This window comes from Limisphaera sp. 4302-co, assembly GCF_049537155.1.
Classification (GTDB): domain Bacteria; phylum Verrucomicrobiota; class Verrucomicrobiia; order Limisphaerales; family Limisphaeraceae; genus Limisphaera.
Map to the genome: position 1 here is coordinate 333,554 of NZ_JBMVQZ010000002.1, position 23,427 is coordinate 356,980.

General features: G+C 65.3%; 3 protein-coding genes and 1 pseudogene. 2 read left to right on the forward strand and 2 right to left on the reverse strand.

Annotated elements, in window-relative coordinates:
• Nucleotides 1–20: 20 nt before the first annotated feature.
• Both ACPDIX_RS03520 and ACPDIX_RS03525 read right to left on the reverse strand, forming a co-directional pair.
• Nucleotides 21–2,348, reverse strand: coding sequence for a DUF6600 domain-containing protein (locus ACPDIX_RS03520; protein ID WP_423430395.1), 2,328 nt, complete (start codon nucleotides 2,346–2,348; stop codon nucleotides 21–23).
• Between the two features lie 288 nt (nucleotides 2,349–2,636).
• On the reverse strand, nucleotides 2,637–4,487 hold the full coding sequence (locus ACPDIX_RS03525; protein ID WP_423430396.1) for a DUF2075 domain-containing protein: 1,851 nt from the start codon (nucleotides 4,485–4,487) through the stop codon (nucleotides 2,637–2,639).
• A 417-nt stretch (nucleotides 4,488–4,904) separates the two neighbouring features.
• Here ACPDIX_RS03525 and ACPDIX_RS03530 point away from each other — a divergent pair.
• A pseudogene (locus ACPDIX_RS03530) lies at nucleotides 4,905–4,988 on the forward strand (LEPR-XLL domain-containing protein); the annotation flags it as partial.
• 453 nt (nucleotides 4,989–5,441) lie between these two features.
• Nucleotides 5,442–23,420, forward strand: coding sequence for a Calx-beta domain-containing protein (locus ACPDIX_RS03535; protein WP_423430464.1), 17,979 nt, complete (start codon nucleotides 5,442–5,444; stop codon nucleotides 23,418–23,420).
• Nucleotides 23,421–23,427 lie beyond the last annotated feature (7 nt).

Consider the following 23,427-nt stretch of genomic DNA (forward strand, 5'->3'; position numbering starts at 1 on the left):
TGAAAGACGGGCGAGGGGTGTCAACGTTCGGATCGCGGCCTGCCCGGGGCGGCGGCGCCGCGGCCGGTTGCGGAGGGTGCCGGCGCCGGAGGTGTCGCGGGTGCCGGCCGGAAGGAGGGTGTGGGCGCGGGACCAACCTCAGCCGGGGGCGTGGCCGGTGTGGGGGCCGGTCGTTGGAAGGACGGCGGCGGTGCCATGGGCCGGCTTGGCGGCGTGAGGGCCGGGGCGGGGACACCTCCGGGCGCGGGCGAGGGTGGGGACGCTTGGGCGGGGCTCACCTGCCTTGCCGGCGGGGAGGAGAACACGCGATAGCGCGAAGCGGAATCGCCGCCCCGCCCTCCTGGATGCGCGGCCGGGGCATTGAATCCGGGCGGTGTGCTGGGACGGATGACGATGACATTTTGCGACGGGGACTGTGGCGCGGGTGCGGGGGGAGTCGGCCGGGTCGTGGGTGCCGGTGCCGGTGCGGGTCGAGGTTGCATGACCGGCGAAGGTTGGGGCGCTGCGGCCGGGGCCTGTGGAACGGCGGGGGCGGGCCGGGTCCAGGTGTAGGTGGCGCGACTCTCCGGCCGGGGAGTGACCGGTCGGGCCGGCACAGCCGGCGTGGATGCTTCGCTGCGTCGGGCCGGAGCGTCGGTTCCGCGTGCCGTGCCGCTTCCGGGAGCAATAGCGGGCCGCTCGATCGCGGCGCGGGGTGCGGTCGGGCGCGGCTCGGGTGCGCCCTGTGCGGCCAGTTCCGGTGTGCGTTCGGGGCGGGCTGGAATGTTGGATTCCGTGGTGCCGGCGGTGAGGGAGCGGGTTTCGACGAGCCGGGAGCGTGCCACGGGTGCGGCCGAGCGTGTGGGGGTGATGGCTGCGGTGCCGTGGGCATCTCGCAGCGCTGCAGCGCCGGCTCCGGCGGTGGGCGGGCTCGCAGCCGGCGGGGCCGGGGCACGTTCGGGTCGGCCGGCCCCGGGGGCTCGGGCGGCGGTCAGGTCGGCTGGACGCAACCGTGGGGCCAGCACTTCGCCGCGGGCCGGTTCGTAGCGTTCCCGCGCGGCGCTCAAGCTGGCCGGTTGGGCGGTGTCCACCGGCTGGGGTCGGACGCGCAGCGGTCGCATTTCCCGACCCGTATGTTCGCGCACCCGGTCGGGGTCGATCCCGCGGTTGACGATCCGGTCTCGCTCGCGCACCAGGCCGTCTTTGACCGGGCGGGATTCGCGCACGAGTCGGCGGCAATCGTCGTCTTTCACCCGGTGACGGTGGAGGTGGCGATCGTGGAAATGGTCCCATGAGACGAAGGTGAACCAGCTCCAGCCGAAGCCGTAGCTGCTGTAGGCGAAGCCGAATCCGCTGAAGTGGCCGTAGGGTGGCAGGGGCGCCCAACCGCAGTAACCGGGGTGGTAACGCCATGTCACCCAGGCCGGCGCCCAGATGGTGTCGGGCCACCAGCACCAGCCCCAGCGGGGGTGCAGGAACCAACGACCGTAATGGAAGGTGGCCCAGCCCCAGGTGTAATCGGAATGCCAGTACCAACCGTAATCGGTGTAGATCCAGCGACCGCCGTGGCAGTAGGGTCGCCATCCGGGCTGGAGGATGACCACGCTGGGTTGCCAGCAGTAACCGTAACCGTCCACGTACACCCAGGTGCCGTAGGGGGAGAGCGCCTCGTAGAAGTATTGGTAGGTGACGTTGGTACCGGCGGTGGGTGCGGCAGCGGTTGTTTCGGGGGAGGGCTCGGCCGGCGCGTTGGTGGTGGGGGCGAACCGGGGCGCGGCAGCGACGGGCGATTCAGATTCGGGCGGGGTCGTGTTTGTGGCGGGGGCCTGGTCCGTGAGGGGGGGCAATTGACCGCCCAGTTCACGCAGCCGGCGATCCTGTTCGATCATGGCGCGGATGACCTCGCTGGAGACGCCCAGGTCGTTCAGGTAAACGATGTGGTCGGCCAACAGGTTGAAGGTGCGGGTGCTGTTGGTGACGTAGGCGAGCATGACGGACTCCGGCACGGCCGCGCGGGCCAGTTTGACCAGTTCGAGTGTGGCGGGGGAGAACTTGAGGGCCTCGGGAACCACCGGCTCCGCGACGGCCGGAGCCGGCTCGGGTTTGTCGGGTGGCAGTACCGTGGTTGCGTCGGCGACGGGTTCGTCCATGGGCACCGGTGGCAGGTTGGCGTCGGTTGTGTCCGTGGTTGGCCCGGGCGGGGACACTTCTGCGTGGGTTGGGCGGGCATCTTCGGGGCTTGGGTTGGCGACGGTATCCCGGGGCGGGGCCGGGCTTTCGGCCTGGGTGGTGCGGGCGCACCCGGCCAGGGGCAGGCAGAGCAGGAGGCTCAGCAGCCCTGCGGCTGCGATGGGGATGCCGGTTTTCATAAGCCTCTCCAATGTACGCTTTTTCGGGCGGGTTGCCACCGATCGTTCGGGGGGGCTTCCCAACAGGTTCGACTTCCGGCCTGGGGAGGGTATTCATGGGGTGTGCGGGTGGGCGGGGTGTGCAGCCAACCCGCGGTGGGGGACGAGGAGGGGCTGTCACGGACGTGGCCTGCCTGACGGTTTCGGGACGCGTGGAAGGTGTCGGTGGGTTGGCGTACTTGTGCCGTATAGACCATGAGCACTCCGGGGAATGGAGTTCCGTGGCTTGAGCGTGGGAGAGGCAGCCCTTCAATCGAGCATGGGTATGCCCAATTCACAGAAGTAGTTGAAGGTTGAATCGTAGAACTCTGCCCTGCGTGTCGGATCGTTGCGATCTCCGGGCGGTACAAAGATGACCATGCCTTGGCGGGCGCGGGTGAGCAGGACACGATACGCATTGAGGACGTACTGCTGTCTCTCCCGGGTTCCGACTCTGCACCATTGGGTGCCTCGGAAATCGTAGCGCCCCCAGCCCTGAGCCTGATGCCGCAGGTCCGCGTCCCAGGCCACGCAGCTCCAGTCGAGCTCTAAGCCTTGGACTTGAAACTCCGTAGCGGCGTCCTCCAGGTAGTAGCTGGAGCGGATGTCGCTGCGGTCGTTGAGAAACCAGCAGACAGGGTCGACGCTCACCCGGATGTCAATTGCGTGCGGTTTGAGCCGCATGGCACGGGAGGATGCCAGTAGGCCGTATCGCTCGGAGCCGCGAGCCATGTGGCGGAGCCATTGCTTGGCCATGTTCAAATCACGCGTCAAAACGATGGGATACGTACTGCGGATGGATTCCCAGTGGTCGCGAGCGGTTTTGATGTCGCAATCCAAAAGGGCCTTCACGAAGGCCGACAGGTTCTCTGCACGGAAAGATCGCATCGAAACCGCCAAGTGAAGGCACTCATCAAAGTGGGTGTTCGGACGCGATTGGATGAGCTGGAGGACTTGGCCGCTGGCATACTCGGTATCCGTGAGACGAGGCGAAATGTAGGCATGCCAAGCAGGGAACCTGGAGTTTATGGCCTCCAGCCACGCGCTGATACCGGCTTCACCCGTATGGATCTCTTGCCCGCCTCCGACCAGGCAAACGACGACCGCCCAGTCAGAGTGGCGGTCCATGCAAGAAATGAGGAACTCAGGTTCTGATTGGGTCCAGTCCAGTTTGCGGCGTTTTTGCCGCATGAATCGAGCGGTTTGAGTGGCGTCCCAAGCGCGCTGGGCCTCATCAAAGATGGCAACGTGTTCGGCAGGTGGTCGCAGGTCTAAATCTGCATCATCGCGAAAATGGTGAACGTTTTGGATGAAGGCCTTAACCTGGGACAGCACGGTCTTTTTGCAAACAGCTGGATCCCGGTACTTCCGCCTGCGGATTTCGTCCCGGGCCAAGGCCTCGCGGAGGACCGCTACTAGGGGCCCGTTGCCCGAGAGGAAGACGGAGTGAAAGGCTGACTCCCTCTGGTGGCACCGCGTGGCGAGGTTGAGTCCGGCCAATGTTTTGCCGGCCCCTGGTACCCCGGTAACGAAGCAGATGACCTTTTTGCGCTCGGTGCGTGCTTCTTGGATGAGCGCCTCGAGCCGGGCCGACGTCGCAGTCAGGTTTTGGGCGCCCGCGTCGTTGCGAGCCAACTCTTCAACCGAGTGGTTTGCATAGAGGGCCCGTGCAGCTTCGATGATCGTGGGCGTTGGCCTGTAGGCGCCTTGACTCCAGAGGATGGGGTCCAAGGGGTCCCCGCTGGCCAGAGCCATCACGCGGCTGAGAACGTCGCCGAGGGTTTTCGGGGCGCTGCCGATGGGGCGAAAAACCTTGTCTGCGTCATGTCGGATGTCGAACAAGAATGGTTGAGCCGCTGCTGTTGGGACCAGGACGGGCGCGATCCAGGCGAGGTGGCTCGTTTCGTGAAAGTTCTTGAGGTCAAGGGCGTAGTCCCAGACCTGATCGAAGGCCCAAGTGGCAAAGGTGTTTTCGCCCACCTTGAACTCGAGCACGAAAACAACAGGCCCATGGATGAGGATCGCATCAACACGGGCGCCCATCCGCGGAATCGCGAACTCCAGGAAGATCCAACCAGTAAACGGCTTCAGTTGGTCGCGAAGGATACGGATTTCCTCCATCCACGCGTTTCGCTGGGCTTGGTCAACATCGAAAGTGCTGCTGTGAACGAGTTGCCCAAGAATGGCCGTCAGAGGGGTCCGGCAAAAAGTTTCAACAGGCGCATCGTACCATGCCCTTGAGAGTTTCGGGCGTCCGAGATCCCGAGTCACGCGAGCTTGCACGCGTACATTCTGATTCGGTTTCGGGTTGTGAGGGAAGGCTTTTCAGCGAATGGCCTGTTCCTGGGTGTGAAGGTGGTAGCCCTCGTACACCAGAGTTTTGCACAAAAAGGCTTGTTCAGGTGCTTGACAATCCTTGGTAAACCGCTACAAGGGAGGGCGCAGAGCTGATTGAAGAATGGTGTGAGCAGCTCTTATCGTGTGTCGGGTCATGGTGCCACCGGGGAGGCTGCAGGGCCGCAGTGATCGTGAGCCATTGTGAACGGGCCGGATCCCAGACGTGAGTTCGAGTTGGAGGCGCTGGAGCCGAGGATCCTCCTTTCGGCGGATGCGCTGGGCCTTTCCGGTCTGCGCTGGCCGGGGATGGCGGCGGAACCTTTTCCGGCAGATCCCCTCGCAAAGTCCAGTGACGTCCCTCAGTCGGAGGCGGTGGTTCGTTCGCCGGTCTCGTATGCCCCGAGTGCCGAGCTTTTCGAGGAAGCCTCGGGCGATTCATCCGAAGCGTCGGCAGGTCAAGCCTTGGGTCAAAGTGACACAGATTTCATGCCCGGGCGTGACCAGCTTGCCGGGGCTGAAGATGTGGTTTCCGGGGGTGATTCTGCGGGCGCGGCAGACGACGGGTTTGGTGGGTTGGGCTCTGCGGTTTGGGTGACCTTGGCAGGGGTGGAATCGGCGGGGTCGGCCCGGACCGAGTCGGTTGTGGATGGCTTCACCGGTGTGGCTGGGCCCGGTACGGAGGAGCCGGGGGCTGACCCGGTTGGCGGGGTTCCCGAGGTCGTGTCCGCGGATGCTGTTGTGGCTGTGGAACCGGACGAGGTCACCAAGGGGGTGGCAGCGGCGGTGGAGCTCGAGGACGGCGAGGGCGGGGGAGTGGATGCGGCTTTGTCTCCTTTGGCAGCGCAGTTGGTCGAGACCCTGCGGGCTGCAAACGGTCCACCGATCGGGGAGGAAGGGATCCACCTGAATCCTGATGAAGTGTGGGATTTGGGTGGGGGCACACTTTACCTGCAGGAAGGTCAGGTTTTGAGCGGCAACGGCACGATCTTGGGTGCCGTGGCCGGCAATGGTGTGATCCGGCCGGGCAACTCGCCGGGGCACATTGTTGTTTCAACCTTCCAACCCGGTCCGGATGCCGTCACAGAGATTGAGATCCAGGGACTTACGCAGGGAACAGCGTATGACTGGATCGAGGTCACCGGATCGGCGGTCCTCGATGGAACCCTCAGAATTCTCTTTGATCCCCAAGGCGGTTATACCCCCTCGCTGGGTGACACCTTCACCGTAATTACCTGGCCGAGCGGGGGGCGTACGGGTGAATTTGCGCGTTGGCTGGGCACGGCTTCCATCCCCGGCCAACCTGATTGGGCCCTCGTCCCCACCTACACCGCCACGGGACTGCAGCTCCAAATCGTCGCCACGCCCACACTGGTGTCGGGTGCGGACACGGTCATCTTGAATGCCATTGACAAACTCGGTTCGGTGGCCGACGCGCTGGACGCCTTTGGCAGCTTTGCGCAAAACCTGCCGTTGATCGGGTCGGACCTGGGCAATCTGGCCAACATGGGTACGGGCCTGGTCAACGGGTTGAAGAACCGGCTGCAATCGGTTTTGAACGCGCTGCCGTCGGCGGCGACGGTGACCCGGACGGTCGAAAGTTGGGATGGCACGACATTTGGCGGGCTGACCTTCCGCGTGCGTGGCGTTTTGGCACACTTTGGTTCAAGCAGTTCGGATCCGATGTGGTGGGATCTGGACCTGGAGCTGGAACCGGGCTCGGTGAACCTGGCGTTGCAGAACGTAACGGGTGGGGTTTTCGGTGCGGTATTCAGCGGGGCGGCTCCGACGGTCACGGTGCAGAGTTCGATCGTTTTGGATCTGTCGGTGGGGCGGGAGGCGGCCGGACTGATCCTGGAGGTTGACGAGATCGGGGCCAGGGCGTCGGTGAACGTCACGGGGTTGAGCGGGTACGGCTTTCATTTCAGTCTGCCCACCGGGTCGGCCGGTTTGAGTGGCAGTGGCGGGTCGGTGTTGATGGATGCGTTTGTGCGGGCGGAACCGGACGCCAGCGTCCTGACGGGCGGCCGCATCACGGCCGGTACGTTGGGGCAACTGGCCTCGGGTGGGATTGCGGTGGGCGATGCATTCAATTTCAGCAAGGGCGGGACGTTAGATGCGCAATTTCCGCTGTCCGGCTGGTTGACGTTCGCCGGGTTCAGCCTGACCGGCAGTTACCGGGTGCGGGTGGAATCTTCGGACGTGTTTGCGGAGCCGCCGAGGCTGAGCCTGGACGTGAACAGTACGCTGGTTGTGATGGGGCAGACGCTCAACGGGTCGTTCACGTTCGAAGACACCGGGACGGAAACGATTCTGAAGGCGACGGGGGTGAACTTCCAATTGGGCACGGGAGGCAACCGTGTGCTGAGTGTGCAGAACGGGTCGGGCACGTTCGTTCTGCTCGATACCGGACTGGCCGGGGTGCTGACGCTCGATTTCGATCTGGGTCCGGCGATTCCGGGCCTGGGGATGAGCGTGACGGGCCTGACGCTTTCGTTGAACACGTCGGCCGGGGCGGTCCCGACGGTGGGAGGGGAGACGGTGAATCTGCCTGCCGGTCCGTATTTCCGGGTGTCGGGGGCCGGCACGCTGACCCTGGCCCAACCGCAGGCCTCCTTGAACGGGTCGTTCCTGTTCGAACCGCGCGACGTGGACGGCGTGCCCGGGGACGAGGTGGCGGTGGCGGTGTCAGGTCTGGATTTTGTGTTCACGGATGGGACGGATCCGCTGTTGGAAGTGAGCGAGGGCACGGGTGCGTTGGTGTTTCTGAGCAACGGGCTGGTGGGGAGTTTGTCAGCGCAGGTCTCGGTGGCCGTGCCGGTGCTGAGCCTGGGCGGCACGTTCGATGTGTCGCTGAACACGACGGGGACGGCTTTCAATCAGACGTTCATCGTGGGTGGGCGGTCCGTCACGGTGAACGTTGCGGCGGGGCCGTTGCTGCGGGTGAGCGGGGTGGGGGCCACCCTGACGGTACAGGGTATCGGGGTGAACGGGGATTTCGCGTTCGAACGGCGTCAGACCACGACGGGTGGCGAGTGGGTGGTGACAGTGGCGGCTTCGAACCTTTCGCTGCAGTTCGGCGGTGTGGCGCCGAATCTGCTCGTGGTCAGCAACGGGACGGGTGCGTTCATTCTGACGGCGCAGGGCCTGGCGGGGACGGCCTCGGCCGCGGTGACGTTGACCGTCCCGGGTGTGACGTTGTCGGGCTCGTTTTCCGTGGAGATCAATGACGCCGGTGTGGCGGTGAACGAGACGGTGACGGTGGGAGGTTCACCCGTGACGGTAAACCTGCCGGCGGGACCGTACCTGCGGGTGGGCGGGACGGGGGTGACGCTGGGCGTGTTTGGTGCGTCGTTGACGGGCAACTTCGCCTTCGAACAGAAGACCAGCGACAGCGGCGACCGGCTGATTCTGGTGACGGCCTCGCAGGTGTCGTTCACTTTTGGGACCGGCCTGCTGACGGCCAGCAACGGGTCAGGTTTCTTCATGATCACCGACGCCGGCGTGGCTGGGCAGGGGCAGATCACGGTGGCGGTGGCGGCCTTCGGCAACACGTTCTCGCACACGTTCGACTGGAGTTTCAACACGACGGCGAGCTCGTTCGAGCAGACGGTGGGCAATCCGACGAGTTTGAACCTGCCGGCCGGGCCGTTCCAGAGGCTCGATTCCGGTCCGGTGCCGGTCAACATCCAGGTGCAGGTTGGTTCGTACACGCAGACGTTGCAGGGGCGGTTCGTGCTGGGGCTGGTGCCCGGGAGCACGCCGTACGTGACGGTGGCGGCTTCGAATGTGACGGCGACGTTGGGGGCGGGACCGGTGAGTCTGACCGTCTCGGGTGGGTCCGGTGCGTTCGTGATCCACTCGACCGGCCTGGCCGGCGAGGTGAAGGTGACGACGGCCGGGTTGTCGGGTGCCGGTGCACTGACGCTGACGGCTCAGAACCTGCGGTTGCGGATCAACAACACGGGAGGGGACGTGGGCGTGCCGGATCCGGTGGTGGTCCCGGTGAGCTCGGTTCCGGCCGAGGACGTTTCCATCCAGTTCCAGGGGAGTTACTACCACGACTTCCTGGGTGTTTCGGGCACGGCCCAACTGGGCGGCCTGGCGGGAGCGGTGGTGTTGGGGGGAGACTTCACCTTCGAACGTGCGGTGGTGGGCGGCAGTCCGGTCATCAAGCTGGGCGCCTCGGATCTGCACTTTGCCTTGAAGGCGGGCAGCTTCACCGTGGTGAGCTTCGATCAGGGGCAGGGGGCGTTCTTGATCACGGGTGGCGGCATTGCGGGCGAGGCGGATTTGCAGTTCGAGACCGGGGTGGTGGGCTTGTCCGGGGCGATTGCCCTGCAGGTGAACACGACCGGCGCCGCCGTGAACACCACGGTGACGGTGGCCGGCGGGCCGCGAACACTGAACCTGCCCGCCTTGTTGGGGCTGCAGGTGCGGGTCCAGGGCAATTTGCACGTGGGATCGTTCGCGTTGCCCTTCGACCTGATCGTGCGCGTCAGCGGCGGGACGGTGGAGTTTCGCGACGCATCCAATCAGTTGCTCGTCTCCGTGGACAGTGCGGGCAACATCACGTTGGGGCCGCCGCTGGCCTCGCTGGCCAACTTCGATTTCGCGCGGGCCAACCCGTTGGAATGGGTGACGCTGCTGCGGCAGCTCTGGCAGTGGTTGGACAGCTTCCAGAATTCGAGCCTCTTCGACATCACCCTGCCGTTTACCGACGGTGTGAAACTGGGGGAGGTGCTCAACTGGACGCAACTGTACACGGACGTGCTGTACAAGTTCATGGTGAGCGTGGAGCTGCAGTCGCGGTCGGTGTTTGAGACGACGGTGCATTCGGGGCCCCTGAGCGGCGCGCAATTGAAGATCCGGCTCAATGATGGGCCGGTGCAGACGTTGACCGTGACGGATACGGTGGGCAATCCCAACAGCCGGACCGGTACGGAACTGGTGCAGCTGCTCAACAACGCCATCAACGCCGCCGGTCTGGCGGGGTCTCTCGTGGCGCGGATCAACAAGAACAAGCAGGTGGTGATCGCGTTGCGCGAGGGGGAGATCGCCAGGAACACCACGCTGGTGCTGGTGGATGCGGATGCGCAGGCTGCGTCGCTGGGGTTTGGTCCCGGGGACGGCAACACCGGCACGGTGGATCAATCCGCCGTGTTGGTGGAGCGGTTTGGTACGGAGGATTTCTTCCCTGCGATCGCCGATGTGTTGAACGACGGGCAGTTGGACGGCGACGGCGGGGTGCTCTACGACCCGATGCGCCGGATGTACACCTACACGGTCAACAAGTCGGCCACGTACAACACAAACGACCTGTTCGGCACCGGCACCGTGCCGTTCCGGTTCGACACCGCGTTGGGACCGATCGGCGGCGCCTCGGTCACCGGCGCCCTGCAGTTCCAGGTGACGGTCGGTTTCCAGTTCACGCTCGGGTTCGACCTGGGCGCCGCCGACGTGCCGCGTGTCTTCTTTGGAAACGGGGTGCCCGTGCCGGTGCACGGGCGACTGACCGCGGACGCGCATTTCGGGATTTACCTCAACGACGCGGAACCCAACCCGCTGGGGACGTTCGGGCAGTTGTTCCCCATCACGCTGACCGCGGCCCAGACGGCCGACAACAACAGCGTGAGCGACCTGGCCGCCGACCTGAACGCCGTGTTGGCCGGTGTCCCTTACGGGTCGGGCACCCTGGGCGATGTGCTGGTGGCCCAGCCTGCGGGCGGCACGGTCGTCTTGTCCGCCCGGGCCGAACAACTGGGGATCGTCAACCGCATCGTCATGATCGCCCCGCGGCAGGATCCGTTGACGACCGAACTGGGCTTTGGAGACGAGATCCTCGATCTGGACAACGATCCGGGCACCACCACGGATCAGGTGTCCATGACGGTGGCGGTGTCGCCGATGCGTGGACTGTTCATCGAGGATGCGTCCCTGCAGGCGTCGGTGGACATCGGGACGGTGGCGCCGGGCATCCAGGGCACGCTGCGGCTGGGTTTCGTCGAGATCCAGACCACCGGGGGCGCCTTCGGAACGCGTGCGTACGACGGCGTCACTCCCGCACCGATCACGGCCTCGCTGAGCCTGGAGAATCAAACCACCGGCGAGACACGGTTCTACATTTCGGAACTCTTCCAGAACACCTCGTCCGATCGGATTGCCAATCTGGTGCCGGCCTTCCAGTTCCATGGCAGCTTCCTGGCGCGTCTGGACAACATCAGTGTCACGGGCCTGGGCTTCTCGTTGCCGCTGACCAATCCGGAGATATCCGTCTGGATCCCCGACATCACCCACCTCGATTACAACCCGGATCCGTATGATCCGGCGACCAACCCGCACGGCATCTTCGTGACCTATCCGTCGTTGGGGAGCCTGGAGAACCTGACGCAGTTGAACTTCGGCACGATCGTGCGGGCATTGCAGGCGGTGGCGGACAACCTTTCCTCGCTCAGCGCTTTTTCCTTCCTCGACGAGCCGCTGCCCTTCGTGGACCTGAGCGTCCATGACATGCTCGATTACGCCGGGCAGATCGCGCAGTGGTTGGAGGGTCTCTCCGCCGCGGGTTCGCAGCAAACCCTGCAGAACACGCTGGCCCAGCTGAAGCAGCAGCTCGACACGTTGTTCAACCTCGATCCGGGCATCCTGACGATTTCACTGGATGAGAACGGCGTGCCGGCCGGCAGCCTGGTGACCTCGGGCGGCAGCCCGAGCCAGCCGAGCTCGCTCCTGATCAACTACAACGGGGACAACAACGCCTTCCGGATCACCGCCAACACCAACGGCGCCGCGCTCAACGGCACCGTGGTGCGGATTCTGGGCGATTCGACCATCCAGGATGCCACCGCCCGGGCCGCCTGGGATGCCGGTCAGAAACTGCTGACGATTCGGATCCAGCCGGGTCGCACCACCGCCTCGGCCATCGTTTCGGCGATCAATGCCCTGAGTTCGCCCTGGAACGCGGCGCTGGCCCCACCGGACAATCCGGCCTCCGGCAACGACGGCACCGGTACGATCTCCACCGCCGCACTCAGGTTCTCCCTCCAGTTTTCCACGGCCTACTCGGATCTTCTCCCCTTCAACCTTGACCTTCAGGATCTGCTCCGCCACGTGGCGGGCGACAACCCGACACTCCGCTCCTTCCTCGAGCTCGCGACGACGCTCGTCCAGATCAAGGGCGAGGGCCAACTGGCGGTCAGCGCCAGTGCGCAGCTGCAGTTGGATTTCGGCTTCGACATCACCGATCCGCTGCGGCCACGGCCGTTCCTGGCCGACACCACCGGAGCGACGGTGCTGGCGCGTGTGGCCGGCACGGAGATCGAACTGGAGGCGTCCCTGGGGGCGGTGTTCGGCATCTTCATCAAGGACGGGACGGTGACCCTGGACCAGGACGGCGATCCTGACACCGGTCCCACGCAGGGCGATCGCGGCGCGGTCTTCCGCCTGGGCCTGCAGGATCCGAACGGTGACGGGCGGTTGTACTTCGACGAGGATTGGCTGAACGGCGAGGTGGTGGACCTGCAGTTGGAGGGAGGGGTAAGCGCCCGGCTGCCGGTGTTCGCCCCGTTGGAAAGCACGCCCCTCGGCGGCAACGCCGACGTAAACGGCGACGGCTATCCGGACAACCACCTCGTTGTCGAGATTCCGGACCTGGTGCGGCTGTTCATCGAGGAAGCCGTCTCGACGCGCGCCTCGGGCGCCGGCAAGGTGGTCCGGTTTGCCGGACTGCACAACGATCTGCTGATCCAGAGCAACGGCACGATCACCAACTACCGCATCGTTTTCCTGGACACGCTGAGCGGGGACACCGCCAGTGCCTCGTACAACCCCTCAACGAAGACCCTGACGGTACAGATCGACCTCGGCACCACGCGGGCCGTTACCGCCCTGTCGGCCATTCAGTCGGCGGCCGGGGCGGGCGGCGCTTTTGGCTCCAGCGCGTTGACCGCCGATGATGACGGCGATCCCCAGACCACCGGCAACGACGGGACCGGCGTGCTGGAAAACGTCTTCCTGGTCACGCCCGACTTCGGCGCGCTGTTCGACGGCCTCGAGCTCTGCGACGTCATTGCCAACAGCCTGGACGAGATCCTGGCGGGGCTGGATCGCTTCCTGGGCCTGATCGAGGACGGGTTGAACACGGTGGTGTACAACACCGAGCTGCCGCTGATTGGAGACGGGTTGAAAGGTGCGGCGGATTTCATCGGCGGTTTCCGCAACGGGCTGTTGCGGGAGTTGCGTGCGGAGATCGAAGCCGCCGGCGGCAACGGGCTGACGGCGGTCGAGAACGCCATCAAGAAAGCGCTCTGGAACTCGCTGGGCCCGGGCGGATTGAACCTCCTGGTGGACGCCGCGACGGGCGACCCGCTGGATCCGAGCGCCGGGTTCAGTCAGCTCGATGTGGTCCTGGATTGCGAGACCGGCCTGGTGGTGAACATCCGCCTGGCGCGTGAGATTGCCCTGCTGGACACCACGCAGAATCCCATCGATTTCAACATTGGCATTCCCGGCTTCGGCCTGGCGGTGGATGGCAACGTGGTGCTGTCGCTCGGGTTTGACTGGAAGTTCGGCTTCGGTGTGGACCTGACCAACGGGTTTTACTTCGACACCTCCGCGCCGGCCACGGATCCCGAGCTGATGATCTATTTCCGGGCCGAGATCCCCGGTCTCCACGCCAGCGGCCAGTTGTTCTTCCTGCAACTGGACGTGATGGATGATGCCGACCAGCCCAGCTACTTCGACGGCAGCTTCCGCGTGGATCTGAAGGATCCCAACCGGGACGGCAAACTCACCATGGCCGAACTGTTCTCCAGCGGCACGCAGTTTGGCGACGTGTTGCATGCCGTGCTCGGGGCCACGGCCTGGGTCAACCTGGATCTCATCGCAAGTTTCGGCGGCAACACCGCCTTTCCGCGGGTGCTGGCCGATTTCACGCTGAGCTGGACGGCCAACACCGACCAGGGTGTCACCAAGCCGGTCATTGACTTCACCAACATCCGGCTCGACCTGGGCACGTTCGTCAGCGATTTCCTCGGCCCGATCCTCAAGGAGATTCGGAAGGTGACCGAGCCGGTCCAGCCGCTGATCGACATCGTGACGATGCGCCTGCCGGTGTTGTCCGATCTGGCGGGCCGGAAAATCACCATGCTGGATCTGGCGGCCCGCTTCGGCTACCTGGAGCCCTCCACGGTGGACTTCATCGAGGGGGTCCTGCAGGTCGTGGACCTCATCAACAGCCTGGACAGCCTGGGCGAGGGCACGATTCTGATTCCGTTCGGTTCATTCCGATTGAACGAGGGCCCGGACGGTCGCCGCACGCAGATCCAGCCCCTGGAGGCGCTGGCCTCGCGGACCCTCCAGGACATCGCCGCTGCCGCCCAGGCTGCCACCGGCCCGGGCGCCAGCAGCAGCTATACCAGTGCGGTGTCCGGGTTCGTCAGCGACGTGGGCAGCCTCGACAACTTCTCCATCCCGGTTTTCAAGAACCCCACCGAACTGTTCAATCTGTTCATCGGTGAACCGGTCCGCCTGGTGGAGTGGCGGATGCCCACCTTCAAATTCATGTTCACCTACACCCAGTCCTTCTCCATTTACGGCCCGCTCTTCGCCCGGTTCGGAGGCACCATTGGCGCCGACATCAACATCGGCTTCGGCTACGACACCTTTGGGATCCAGAAATTCATCAGTTCGGAGGACAAGAACTTCCTGGACATCCTGGACGGGTTCTACGTTCTGGACTTCGACGCCAGCGGTCACGAGCAGCCCGAGGTGCGACTGTACGGCGAACTGTTTGCCGGGGCCGAGATCAACCTGGTGGTGGCCAAAGCGGGTGTCCAGGGCGGGCTCGGGTTCGAGGTGACCTTCGACCTGAACGACATCAACGACGACGGTCGTGTGCGGGTCAGTGAGATCGTGGCCAACGCCCAACAGGATCCCCGCTGCATCTTTGACATCGAAGGCCGGATTTACGTCTTCCTGGAGGCCTTCCTGAAGGTGGACCTGTTCTTCTTCAGCATCGACAAGACGTGGCGCTTTGCCGAGATCACTCTCTTCAGCTTCGAGATCACGTGTCCGGAACCGGTATTGGCCGAGTTCTCCGGCACCGATCTCATCCTCAACATCGGTTCGCGCGCCGATCGGCGGCAGGAAATCGACACCACCGACGGCAGCGAAACCTTCATCGTGCGTCACGTGGGCGGTTCGGCCGGTGCCGAAACCGTGGAGGTCCAGTGGGGCAACTGGAAGCAAACCTTCGAAAACGTGGGCAGGGTGATCGTCGAGGACGCCGGACAGGGCGACGATTACCTCGACTTCCGCGGCGTGCTTTCGACCGTGGAAGTGCACGGCGGAGCCGGTAAAGACACGATCTACCTGGGTGACGGGCCCAACTCCAGGGCCTGGGGCGACGACGGTGACGACCTCATCGTGGCCAGCAACGCCAGCGGCGTGACCGGGGTGATCCTGTACGGCGGCGCCGGAAACGACACGCTCACCGCCGGCGCCTCCGCCATCGTGATCTACGGCGGGCCCGGCCATGACCTCATCACCGGTTCCCCTGAAGCCGACGAGCTTCATGGTGACGACGGCTCGGGCACGGCTGCCGACGGCAACGACGTCATCCGGGCCGGCGCGGGCGACGACATCCTGCGTGGCGGGCGCGGCAACGACGAGTTGTACGGCGAGGAGGGCAACGACTGGATCCGCGGCGACGACGGGAACGACCGGCTCTACGGCTCGACGGGCCATGATGTGCTGGAGGGCGCCGCCGGCGATGATCGTCTGTACGGCAGCGCCGGCAACGACATCCTCCTGGGCGGCGCCGGTTCCGACTGGGCCAACGGCCATGGTGGTGTGGACCTGCTCATCGGCGATGACGACCCCGCCACGCCCCTGACCATCAACGGTCTGGCCATCACCCCGGCAAACCTCGCGGCCATCCGGGCCGCCCTGGCGGCCATTCCGACGGCCGGACTGACCGTCCGCAACCTGCCCGGCGCACAAAACACCGCCAAGGGCAACGACATCCTCATCGGCGGCGGCAACGTGGACATGATCTTCGGCGGGCCCGGCGACGATACCCTGTACGGCGGCAATTTCATGAACCAGGGCGAGACCACCGTTATCGAAGAGGATCACAACGATTTCATCGAAGGCGGCCCGGGCAACGACAGCATCTTTGGCGACGATTCGATGGGCCGGACGGGCGATCGTGACACCGGCATCGCCATCCAATCGGCCATCTTCTACGACCTGAACCAGAACGGCGTGCGCGACCCGGATGAGACCGGCTTTGGGGGCGTGACGGTGACGTTGTATCGCAACGACGGGTTGCTCATCGGCTCCGTGAAGACCGATGTGGACGGCTCGTTCAAGTTCACCGGCCTGGATCCGGACCGGTATTACCTGACCTTCAGTGCGGTGCCGGGGTTGAACTGGATCGCCCAGTTCGGCGGCGGGGCGGCCGATGCCGAGGAGTCCGGTCTGGACAGCGATGTTTATCCCACCGGACCGCTGGCCGGTCGCACGCCGGACTTCCAGCTCACTTTCGATGAAACCGAGCGGAACATCGCCGCCGGGTACGAGGGTCCGTCCCGGCTGTCGGTCGAGGACGTGTCGGTGTTGGAGGGCAACGACGGCCAGACGCTGGTCAGCATGCGCGTGACCCTCTCCGGCCCGCAACGCGTGCCGGTCAGCGTGCGTTACGCCACCGCGGACGGCAACGACGCCGATCCGTATCGCAACGCCATGGTGGCTGCCGGCGACTACCTGGCGGCCACCGGCATCCTGACGTTTGCCCCCGGCCAGACCAGCAGGACACTGACCTTTGTCGTCCTGGGCGATCGGGTGTACGAGGAGCACCAGCAGTTCCGCGTCCTTTTCTTCGATGCCTCGCCCGAGATCGTGATTCCGCCCTCGGCAGCCGTGGCTTTGGTCACCATCCTCAACGACGATCCCATCCCGGTGATCCACGCCGGCGACTATGTACCGCCCTCGACCCTTCTGCCGGACGGCAGCCGCATTTACCTGGTGCCGGAAGACACGACCGCCGAATTCGTCATCACACTGTCGAACCCCAGCGAGCGGGTGATCCAGGTCCGGTACCTCGTGGATTCGGCCTGGGACTGCGGTTGTGATCCGAACCCGGCCAAGCCCTTCCCGTTGTATGCGGACGGCGACTACGTGCAACCCGCGCCGGGCACGCTGGTCTTCAACCCGGGCGAGACGGCCAAGCGTGTGACCGTCCAGCTTCGCCAGGACACGCTCGACGAGTACGACGAGAGCTTTTATCTGGAATTGTTCGCACCGGAGTACGCCCGGATCGGTGACGCGCGCGGCTACGGGATCATTCCGGACGACGACGCCCCGGTGAGCGTGAGCATCCATGAATCGGGCGATCCCACCTCGTTCTTCACCAGCGTGTTCGAGGGCGACCACGGGTATCAGCTCGTGCCGGTCGAGATCAGCCTTTCAGCGCCCAGCGGGAAGGAGGTCACCGTGACCTACGCCACCTCACCGGGCACGGCCGTCGAGGCGGTCTATTCCGGAGATCCCACCGAGGCCGCCGATTACCTGGCCCATCCGTACGAGGGCGTGCCGGAGGACCAACAGGTGCTGGTCTTCGCCCCGGGCGAAACGTCGAAGACGGTGTTCATCAAGGTGTTCGGGGATTTCCGGGACGAACCGGACGAGTTCTTCTTCGTGAACCTGTTGAGCGCGGACAATGCCGAACTGGCGGCGGACCCGCTGAGCCAGAGCAATCATTTCGTCATCGAGATCGTGGACGACGATGGCGGTGCGCCGGTGGACGCCGGGCCATGGAGCGTCTATTTCGGCGAGGATACCTTCGTGGTGCGGGAGCCCCAGTCGGGCACGGCGTATGCCTGGATCACGCTGCATCGCACTCCGGGCAGCTCTCAACCCGTGGCCGTGTTCTACACCGTGAACGGCACGGCCACGGCCGGCAGCGATTACACGCCCGTCCAGCGGCATGTGGTCTATTTCCCGGGCAATGCCACGACCCGGCTGGTGGCTGTGCCGATCCATGCCGACGGGGTCACCGAGGGTGACGAAACCGTGCAACTGTTCCTGCGCAATCCCACCGGTGGACCGGTTCGCGCCGGCCCGGACAGCGCGATCCTCATCATTCGGGATGCGGATCTGCCGCTGGTCTCGGTCAAGCCCGGCACGGTGGTCACGGAGGGAACCGGTGCGGGCACGACAACCGCCACCTTCACCATCCAGTTGAGCGCTCCGGCGCCGGCCGGCGGGGTGTCCGTGGATTGGGCCACCGTCAATGGCACCGCGCGGGCCGGCCAGGACTTCACTGCCGCAGCCGGTACGGCCTTCATCCCGGCCGGCAGTCTGACCACCACGGTGAATGTGTCCGTGATCCGGGATGCGGTTCCCGAACTGACGGAACGGTTCGGTCTCCGGTTGTCGAACCCCGTACGGGCCGTGCTGCATCCGCAGCAGTTCGTCGGGTCGGCGACCATCCATGACGACGACCTGTACACCGTTGAGGGCCGGGTCTTTTACGACGCCAACGGCAACGGGTTCCTCGACATCGGCGAGGCCGGCATTGCCAACGTCAGCGTCGAGATCACGTGGGTGCAGAACGGGGCGAACCAGGTGGCCACGGTGGTGACCGACGACAATGGCCTGTACAGCCAGGCGGTGACCCTCGGACCGGTTTCCGTCCGGGTGGATGGTTCGACGGTGAAGTCGCCCTGGCAGAAGGGGTTTGGTCCCTATCTGTTGATGGGCTGGTCCGGCACCTGGACCAACACCACCAACAATGAGAATCAGAGCGAACAGTTCGAGGGCATCACCGGGCTGTCGCCCTTCACGCCCGTCGGGTACACCAACAGCTTCACGCTGAGTGCCGGAGGCACCTCAAGGGACGTCGGCCGCGGCGGCACGGATGACACCCTCTTTGGCGGGCCGGGGAATGACTCGATCGACGCCGGCGGCGGTGACGATCACGTGGTGGGCGGTCATTGGCAGACCGCCACCGACACCAACATGCCCGTGAACCGGCTCGTGTATGATGCCGAGGTTGTGGTCGTCACCTCGGCCACGGATCTGGTGGCCGAGTACGGGCTGCCTGCCGGTTCGACCCTGCACCCGATCTACGACGACGGCCCCGTCTTTTCCGTGGTCCCTCAGCTGTTCCCCGGTCGCATCGGGGGCCAGATCTGGCGCGATCTGAACCTGAACCACCAGCAGAACGCCGGTGACCCGCTGTTCACCCAGGGCGTGCTGGTGACGCTGTTGGACGCCGCGGGCAACCCGGTCAATGCCCTGTTCACGACCACCGGCAACTACGAGTTTACCAACCTCTACATCGATTCCGACCCGGCCAAGCCGAGCCGTTACGTGGTCGAATTCACGCTGCCCGACGGGTTCACCTTCGTGGATCCCAACGTGGGGGATGCCAATCCGGCCACGGATTTCTCCCTGATCGACAGCGATGCCGAGTTCGTGAACCGCACGCGGGTGATCGAGCTGAACGTTACCAACCCGCTCAAGGTTTCGATTGATGCCGGTGTGGTCCCGGCCGGGGTGTACGCCGAGCTGGGCAACGTGCACTTCAGCCGCGGCACCTACAGCGTTTCGGAGGTCCAGCCCGGTTACGTGGAGATCACGGTGATCCGCGGTGTGGCCACGCATCCGGCCGTGGTGGTGGCCCGCACCTTCGACGGCACGGGGCCCAACGGCGCGGTTTCCGCCCCGGTCTCTTCGCGCAACTACACCGCCACGACCGCCGTGCTGGTGTTCGATGTGGGCGAGACCCTGAAAACCTTCCGCATCCCGGTCCACAACCGGAACCTCGACTTCACCGAGTTCCGATACTTCACGCTCAGCCTGCACGACGCGACCGGCCGGCCGTACGATACGGCCACCGTTTACATAGTGGGCGAGGGCAATCCGACCGTGACCGATGACGACTTCATCCTGGGCGGCGTGGATTGGGACATCATCCTCGGCGACTCGGGCAACATCCCGGGTTACGCGGTGACCGCCGAATGGGCGGACATGAACCAGCCGGCCAAACTGGGCAACCTGCAACGGTTCGGTGGCCCGGGCCATGACGTGATCCGGGCGGGCATCGGCGCCGATTTCGTGGACGGGCAGCTGGGCAACGACCGGCTTGCCGGTGAGGATGGCGTGGACATTGTCCTGGGCGGCCTGGGCGACGACCGGATCGAGGTGGGCCAGGGCGACGACCAGATCCGGGGTGACCACGGCGACGACACCGTTGTCTCGCGCCGGCCGGTGCCGGGCATTGTCCTGACCTCCACCTCGCTGACCCATCAGCAGTGGCAGGCCGGCTCGTTGGTCACGCTCAACGTTCACACCCTCCACGACACGTTCGAAAAGGCCGAGCTGTACGGAGATGCCCAGGACAACCGGTTCGACCTGAACGGGTGGTCCCGGACCGCCTTCATTGACGGATCGGGCGGACGCGACACGTTGCTGGTGACCCACGACACCGACATGGTCCTGAAGGATGCCTCGCCGTTGGAGCACCTGCTGTGGACGGTGCTGCTCGGGTTCCCGAAAGACGCCGCGCTGGCCCTGCCCACCGGCGCCACCTACCACCTGGCTTCGTTGGAGGATGTGACCCTCCAGGGCGGGCCCTCGGCCAACGTGCTGGACGCCACCGCCTACTCGCGGCCGGTCACCTTCGTCGCCACCCCGGGCGGCGACACCTACCTGGGCGGCCCGGCCGCGGACGTGTTCCGGTTCATCGTGGATCAACCCCTGGGTGTCATCACTCTCCGGGGCAATGGCGGCGCTGACACGCTGGACTTCTCCGGCACCGCCGACGGCGTGACGGTGGATCTCGCCATTCTCGGCACGGCCCAGACGGTCCATGCGGACCTTGACCTGCTACTGCAGGACGAAATCGAGAACGCGATCGGCGGCGACGGCGACGACATCCTCCGGGGTAACAGCCTCGACAACCTCCTGCAGGGTGGCCCGGGCAACGACTGGCTCGAAGGCCGTGCCGGTCATGAGACCTACGTCTTCGACACCGACCTGGCCTGGGGCGACGAAACGGTCGTGGAACAGATCGCCGATCCGGGCGTGGACACCCTGGACTTCTCGGGTACCACGACCCGTTCGATTCACCTCAACATGGGCCTGCTGGGCGTGTTCCAGGTCGTCAACGACAACCTGCGGCTGCGGCTGGTGGGCGAGGGAATCGAGGTCGTCCGGGGCGGCGCACTCGACGACGTCATCCGGGGCAACGGGAATGACAACTGGCTGGTGGGCGGTCCGGGTGATGACCTGCTCGATGGCAAGGGCGGCAACGACCGCCTCGACGGCGGCTCCGGCAACGACACGCTCCTGGGCGGCGCGGGTGTGGATCGCATTGTCGAGTCGGCGAACACCGACTTCAGCCTCACCGACTGGGAGCTGCGCCGCGGCACTGGTGAGGTGGACACGCTGGACAGCATCGAGATCGCTCATCTGAGCGGCGGCCCCGGCAACAACACCTTCACGCTGACCGGCTGGACCGGCCAGGGCAGCATCCTCGGTCAGGGAGGATGGGACACCGTGGTATGGGCCGCCAACGCGGACTTTGTGGTGACCGACACCGCCCTGGCGGTCACCGTGGCCACCGGGCCCATGGTCCTCAACTCGATCGAACAAGCTCGGCTGACGGGCGGCGAAGGCCCGAACCTGCTGGATGCCTCGGGCTTCTCGGGCCGGGCCTTCCTCACCGGCGGCCTGGGCAACGATGTTCTGATCGGTGGCAGTGGCGCGGACGTTCTGCAGGGCGGCCCGGGCCATGACATCCTCACGGGTGGACGGGGCAATGACATCCTGGACGGCGGCACGGGGGTGAACCGGGTGATCGAAGACCTGTCTGCCGCCGCCTGGCCGGTGGAATTCGTGGCGCGCAACGACCTGCTCTTCATCACACAGCGGGATCCCTCCCCGACACCCACGGACGACACGGTCTACGAGGTGGATTTCCTGGCGGGCATCCAGGAATTGGAACTGACCGGCAGCGCCCAGAACGACTCCTTCGATGTCAGCGGTTGGACGGCCGGTTCGTTGAACCTTGCCGGTGGCGGCGGAGCGCAGGACACGCTGCGGCTGCAACTGCCCGTGCCCCACGTCCCCGCGCCCACGGGCGCCACGGTCACCCTCACCAACACCCAGCTTTCGTTCACGGGTGCCGGCGGGACGATCGCGCTGTCCTCCATTGAACGGGCCGTGCTTACGGGAACCGACCGTGACGAGGTGTTCGATGTCACCCAGTTCACCGGTACGGCCTGGGTCCATGCCGGAGGCGGCGACGACCTCGTCCTGGACGGCCCCGGTCCCAACTGGTACGAGGGCGGCCCGGGCGATGACCGATTCGTCTTCTTCCCGGACGGTGCCGTGTGGGCCGACCTGAACGTGGTGGTGGGCGGGCCGGGGACGGATGCGCTCGATCTCTCGGCGTTCAGCACCGGTGTAACCGTGGACCTGGGCCTGCTGGGTACGATCCAGACGGCCGTGGCCGGTGAGTTGCAGTTCTTCCTCCCCGACGAGGATCTTGAGAACCTCGTCGGAGGTTCGGGCAACGACACGCTCCGCGGCAACGGGCTGGACAACATCCTGACCGGCGGGCCCGGTCAGGACAACCTCGACGGAGCCGGCGGCCGTGACACGGTGCGCGAAAGCGCCGATGCCGACTTCGTCCTGACCGACGTGGCGCTCACCGTGGGCGCTGTGAGCGACACCCTGGCCAACATTGAAATCGCGCATCTGATCGGCGGCGCCGGCGACAACACCCTGGACGCGTCGGGCTTCTCCGGAACGGCCATTCTGGAGGGTGGCGACGGGAACGATCTGTTGGTGGGCGGCAGCGGCAGGGACATCCTCGTGGGCGGCGCCGGCAACGATACCCTCCGGGGCGGTGCCGGCCATGACATCTACCGTTTCGACGTGGACCTGGTCCTCGGCCATGACACCGTGGACGAGGCTCCGGGTAACGGCACGGACATGCTGGACTTTTCCGAGACCTCCGGTGTGGGCGTCACCGTTCGCCTCGGTGTCAGCTCCGTCCAGACCGTGGCGGCGGGTCGCCTGCAGCTCACCCTCGTCCACGGGGACGGCATCGAATACCTGCGGGGCGGTGACGGCGACGACCTGCTGGAGGGCAACGCCCTCGACAACTACATCAGCGGCGGCCGGGGGGATGACCAGATCCTCGGCGGCGCCGGCAACGACACCGTGTTCGAAATCCGCGATGCCGACATGGTGCTGACCGATACGAACCTGCAAATCGGCTTCGAGCTGGATGATTTGCAGAGCATCGAACGGGCGTTCCTCCAGGGTGGCGACCGTGGGAACGTTTTGGACGCCACAAACTTTACGGGTAGCGCATGGTTGTACGGGTTGGGTGGCAACGACGTGCTGTACGGCGGTAGCGGTGACGACATCCTGTCCGGCGGCGACGGCGATGACGTCCTGCGGGGCAACGGTGGCGACGACACCCTGCTCGGTGGCCGCGGCAACGACATCTACATCTTCGATCTGAGCTTCGACCAGGGGACCGACACGGTGACCGAATCCCCGGGTGAAGGTTACGCCGACATGTTGTTGGGGATCGGACTCAGCGGCCTGGTGGTGAACCTGCATACCACCCTGCCGCAAAACTTCCCCAACCTTGTTTTGATCCTCAGCGTGGCTTCCACGGTGGAGTACTCCTTCTGATACAGGC

Excerpts from the sequence above, each read along its gene's own strand:
- ACPDIX_RS03520 (WP_423430395.1), bottom strand. The coding sequence starts at position 2,348 with ATGAAAACCGGCATCCCCATCGCAGCCGCAGGGCTGCTGAGCCTCCTG.
- ACPDIX_RS03525 (WP_423430396.1), bottom strand. The coding sequence starts at position 4,487 with ATGGAGGAAATCCGTATCCTTCGCGACCAACTGAAGCCGTTTACTGGT.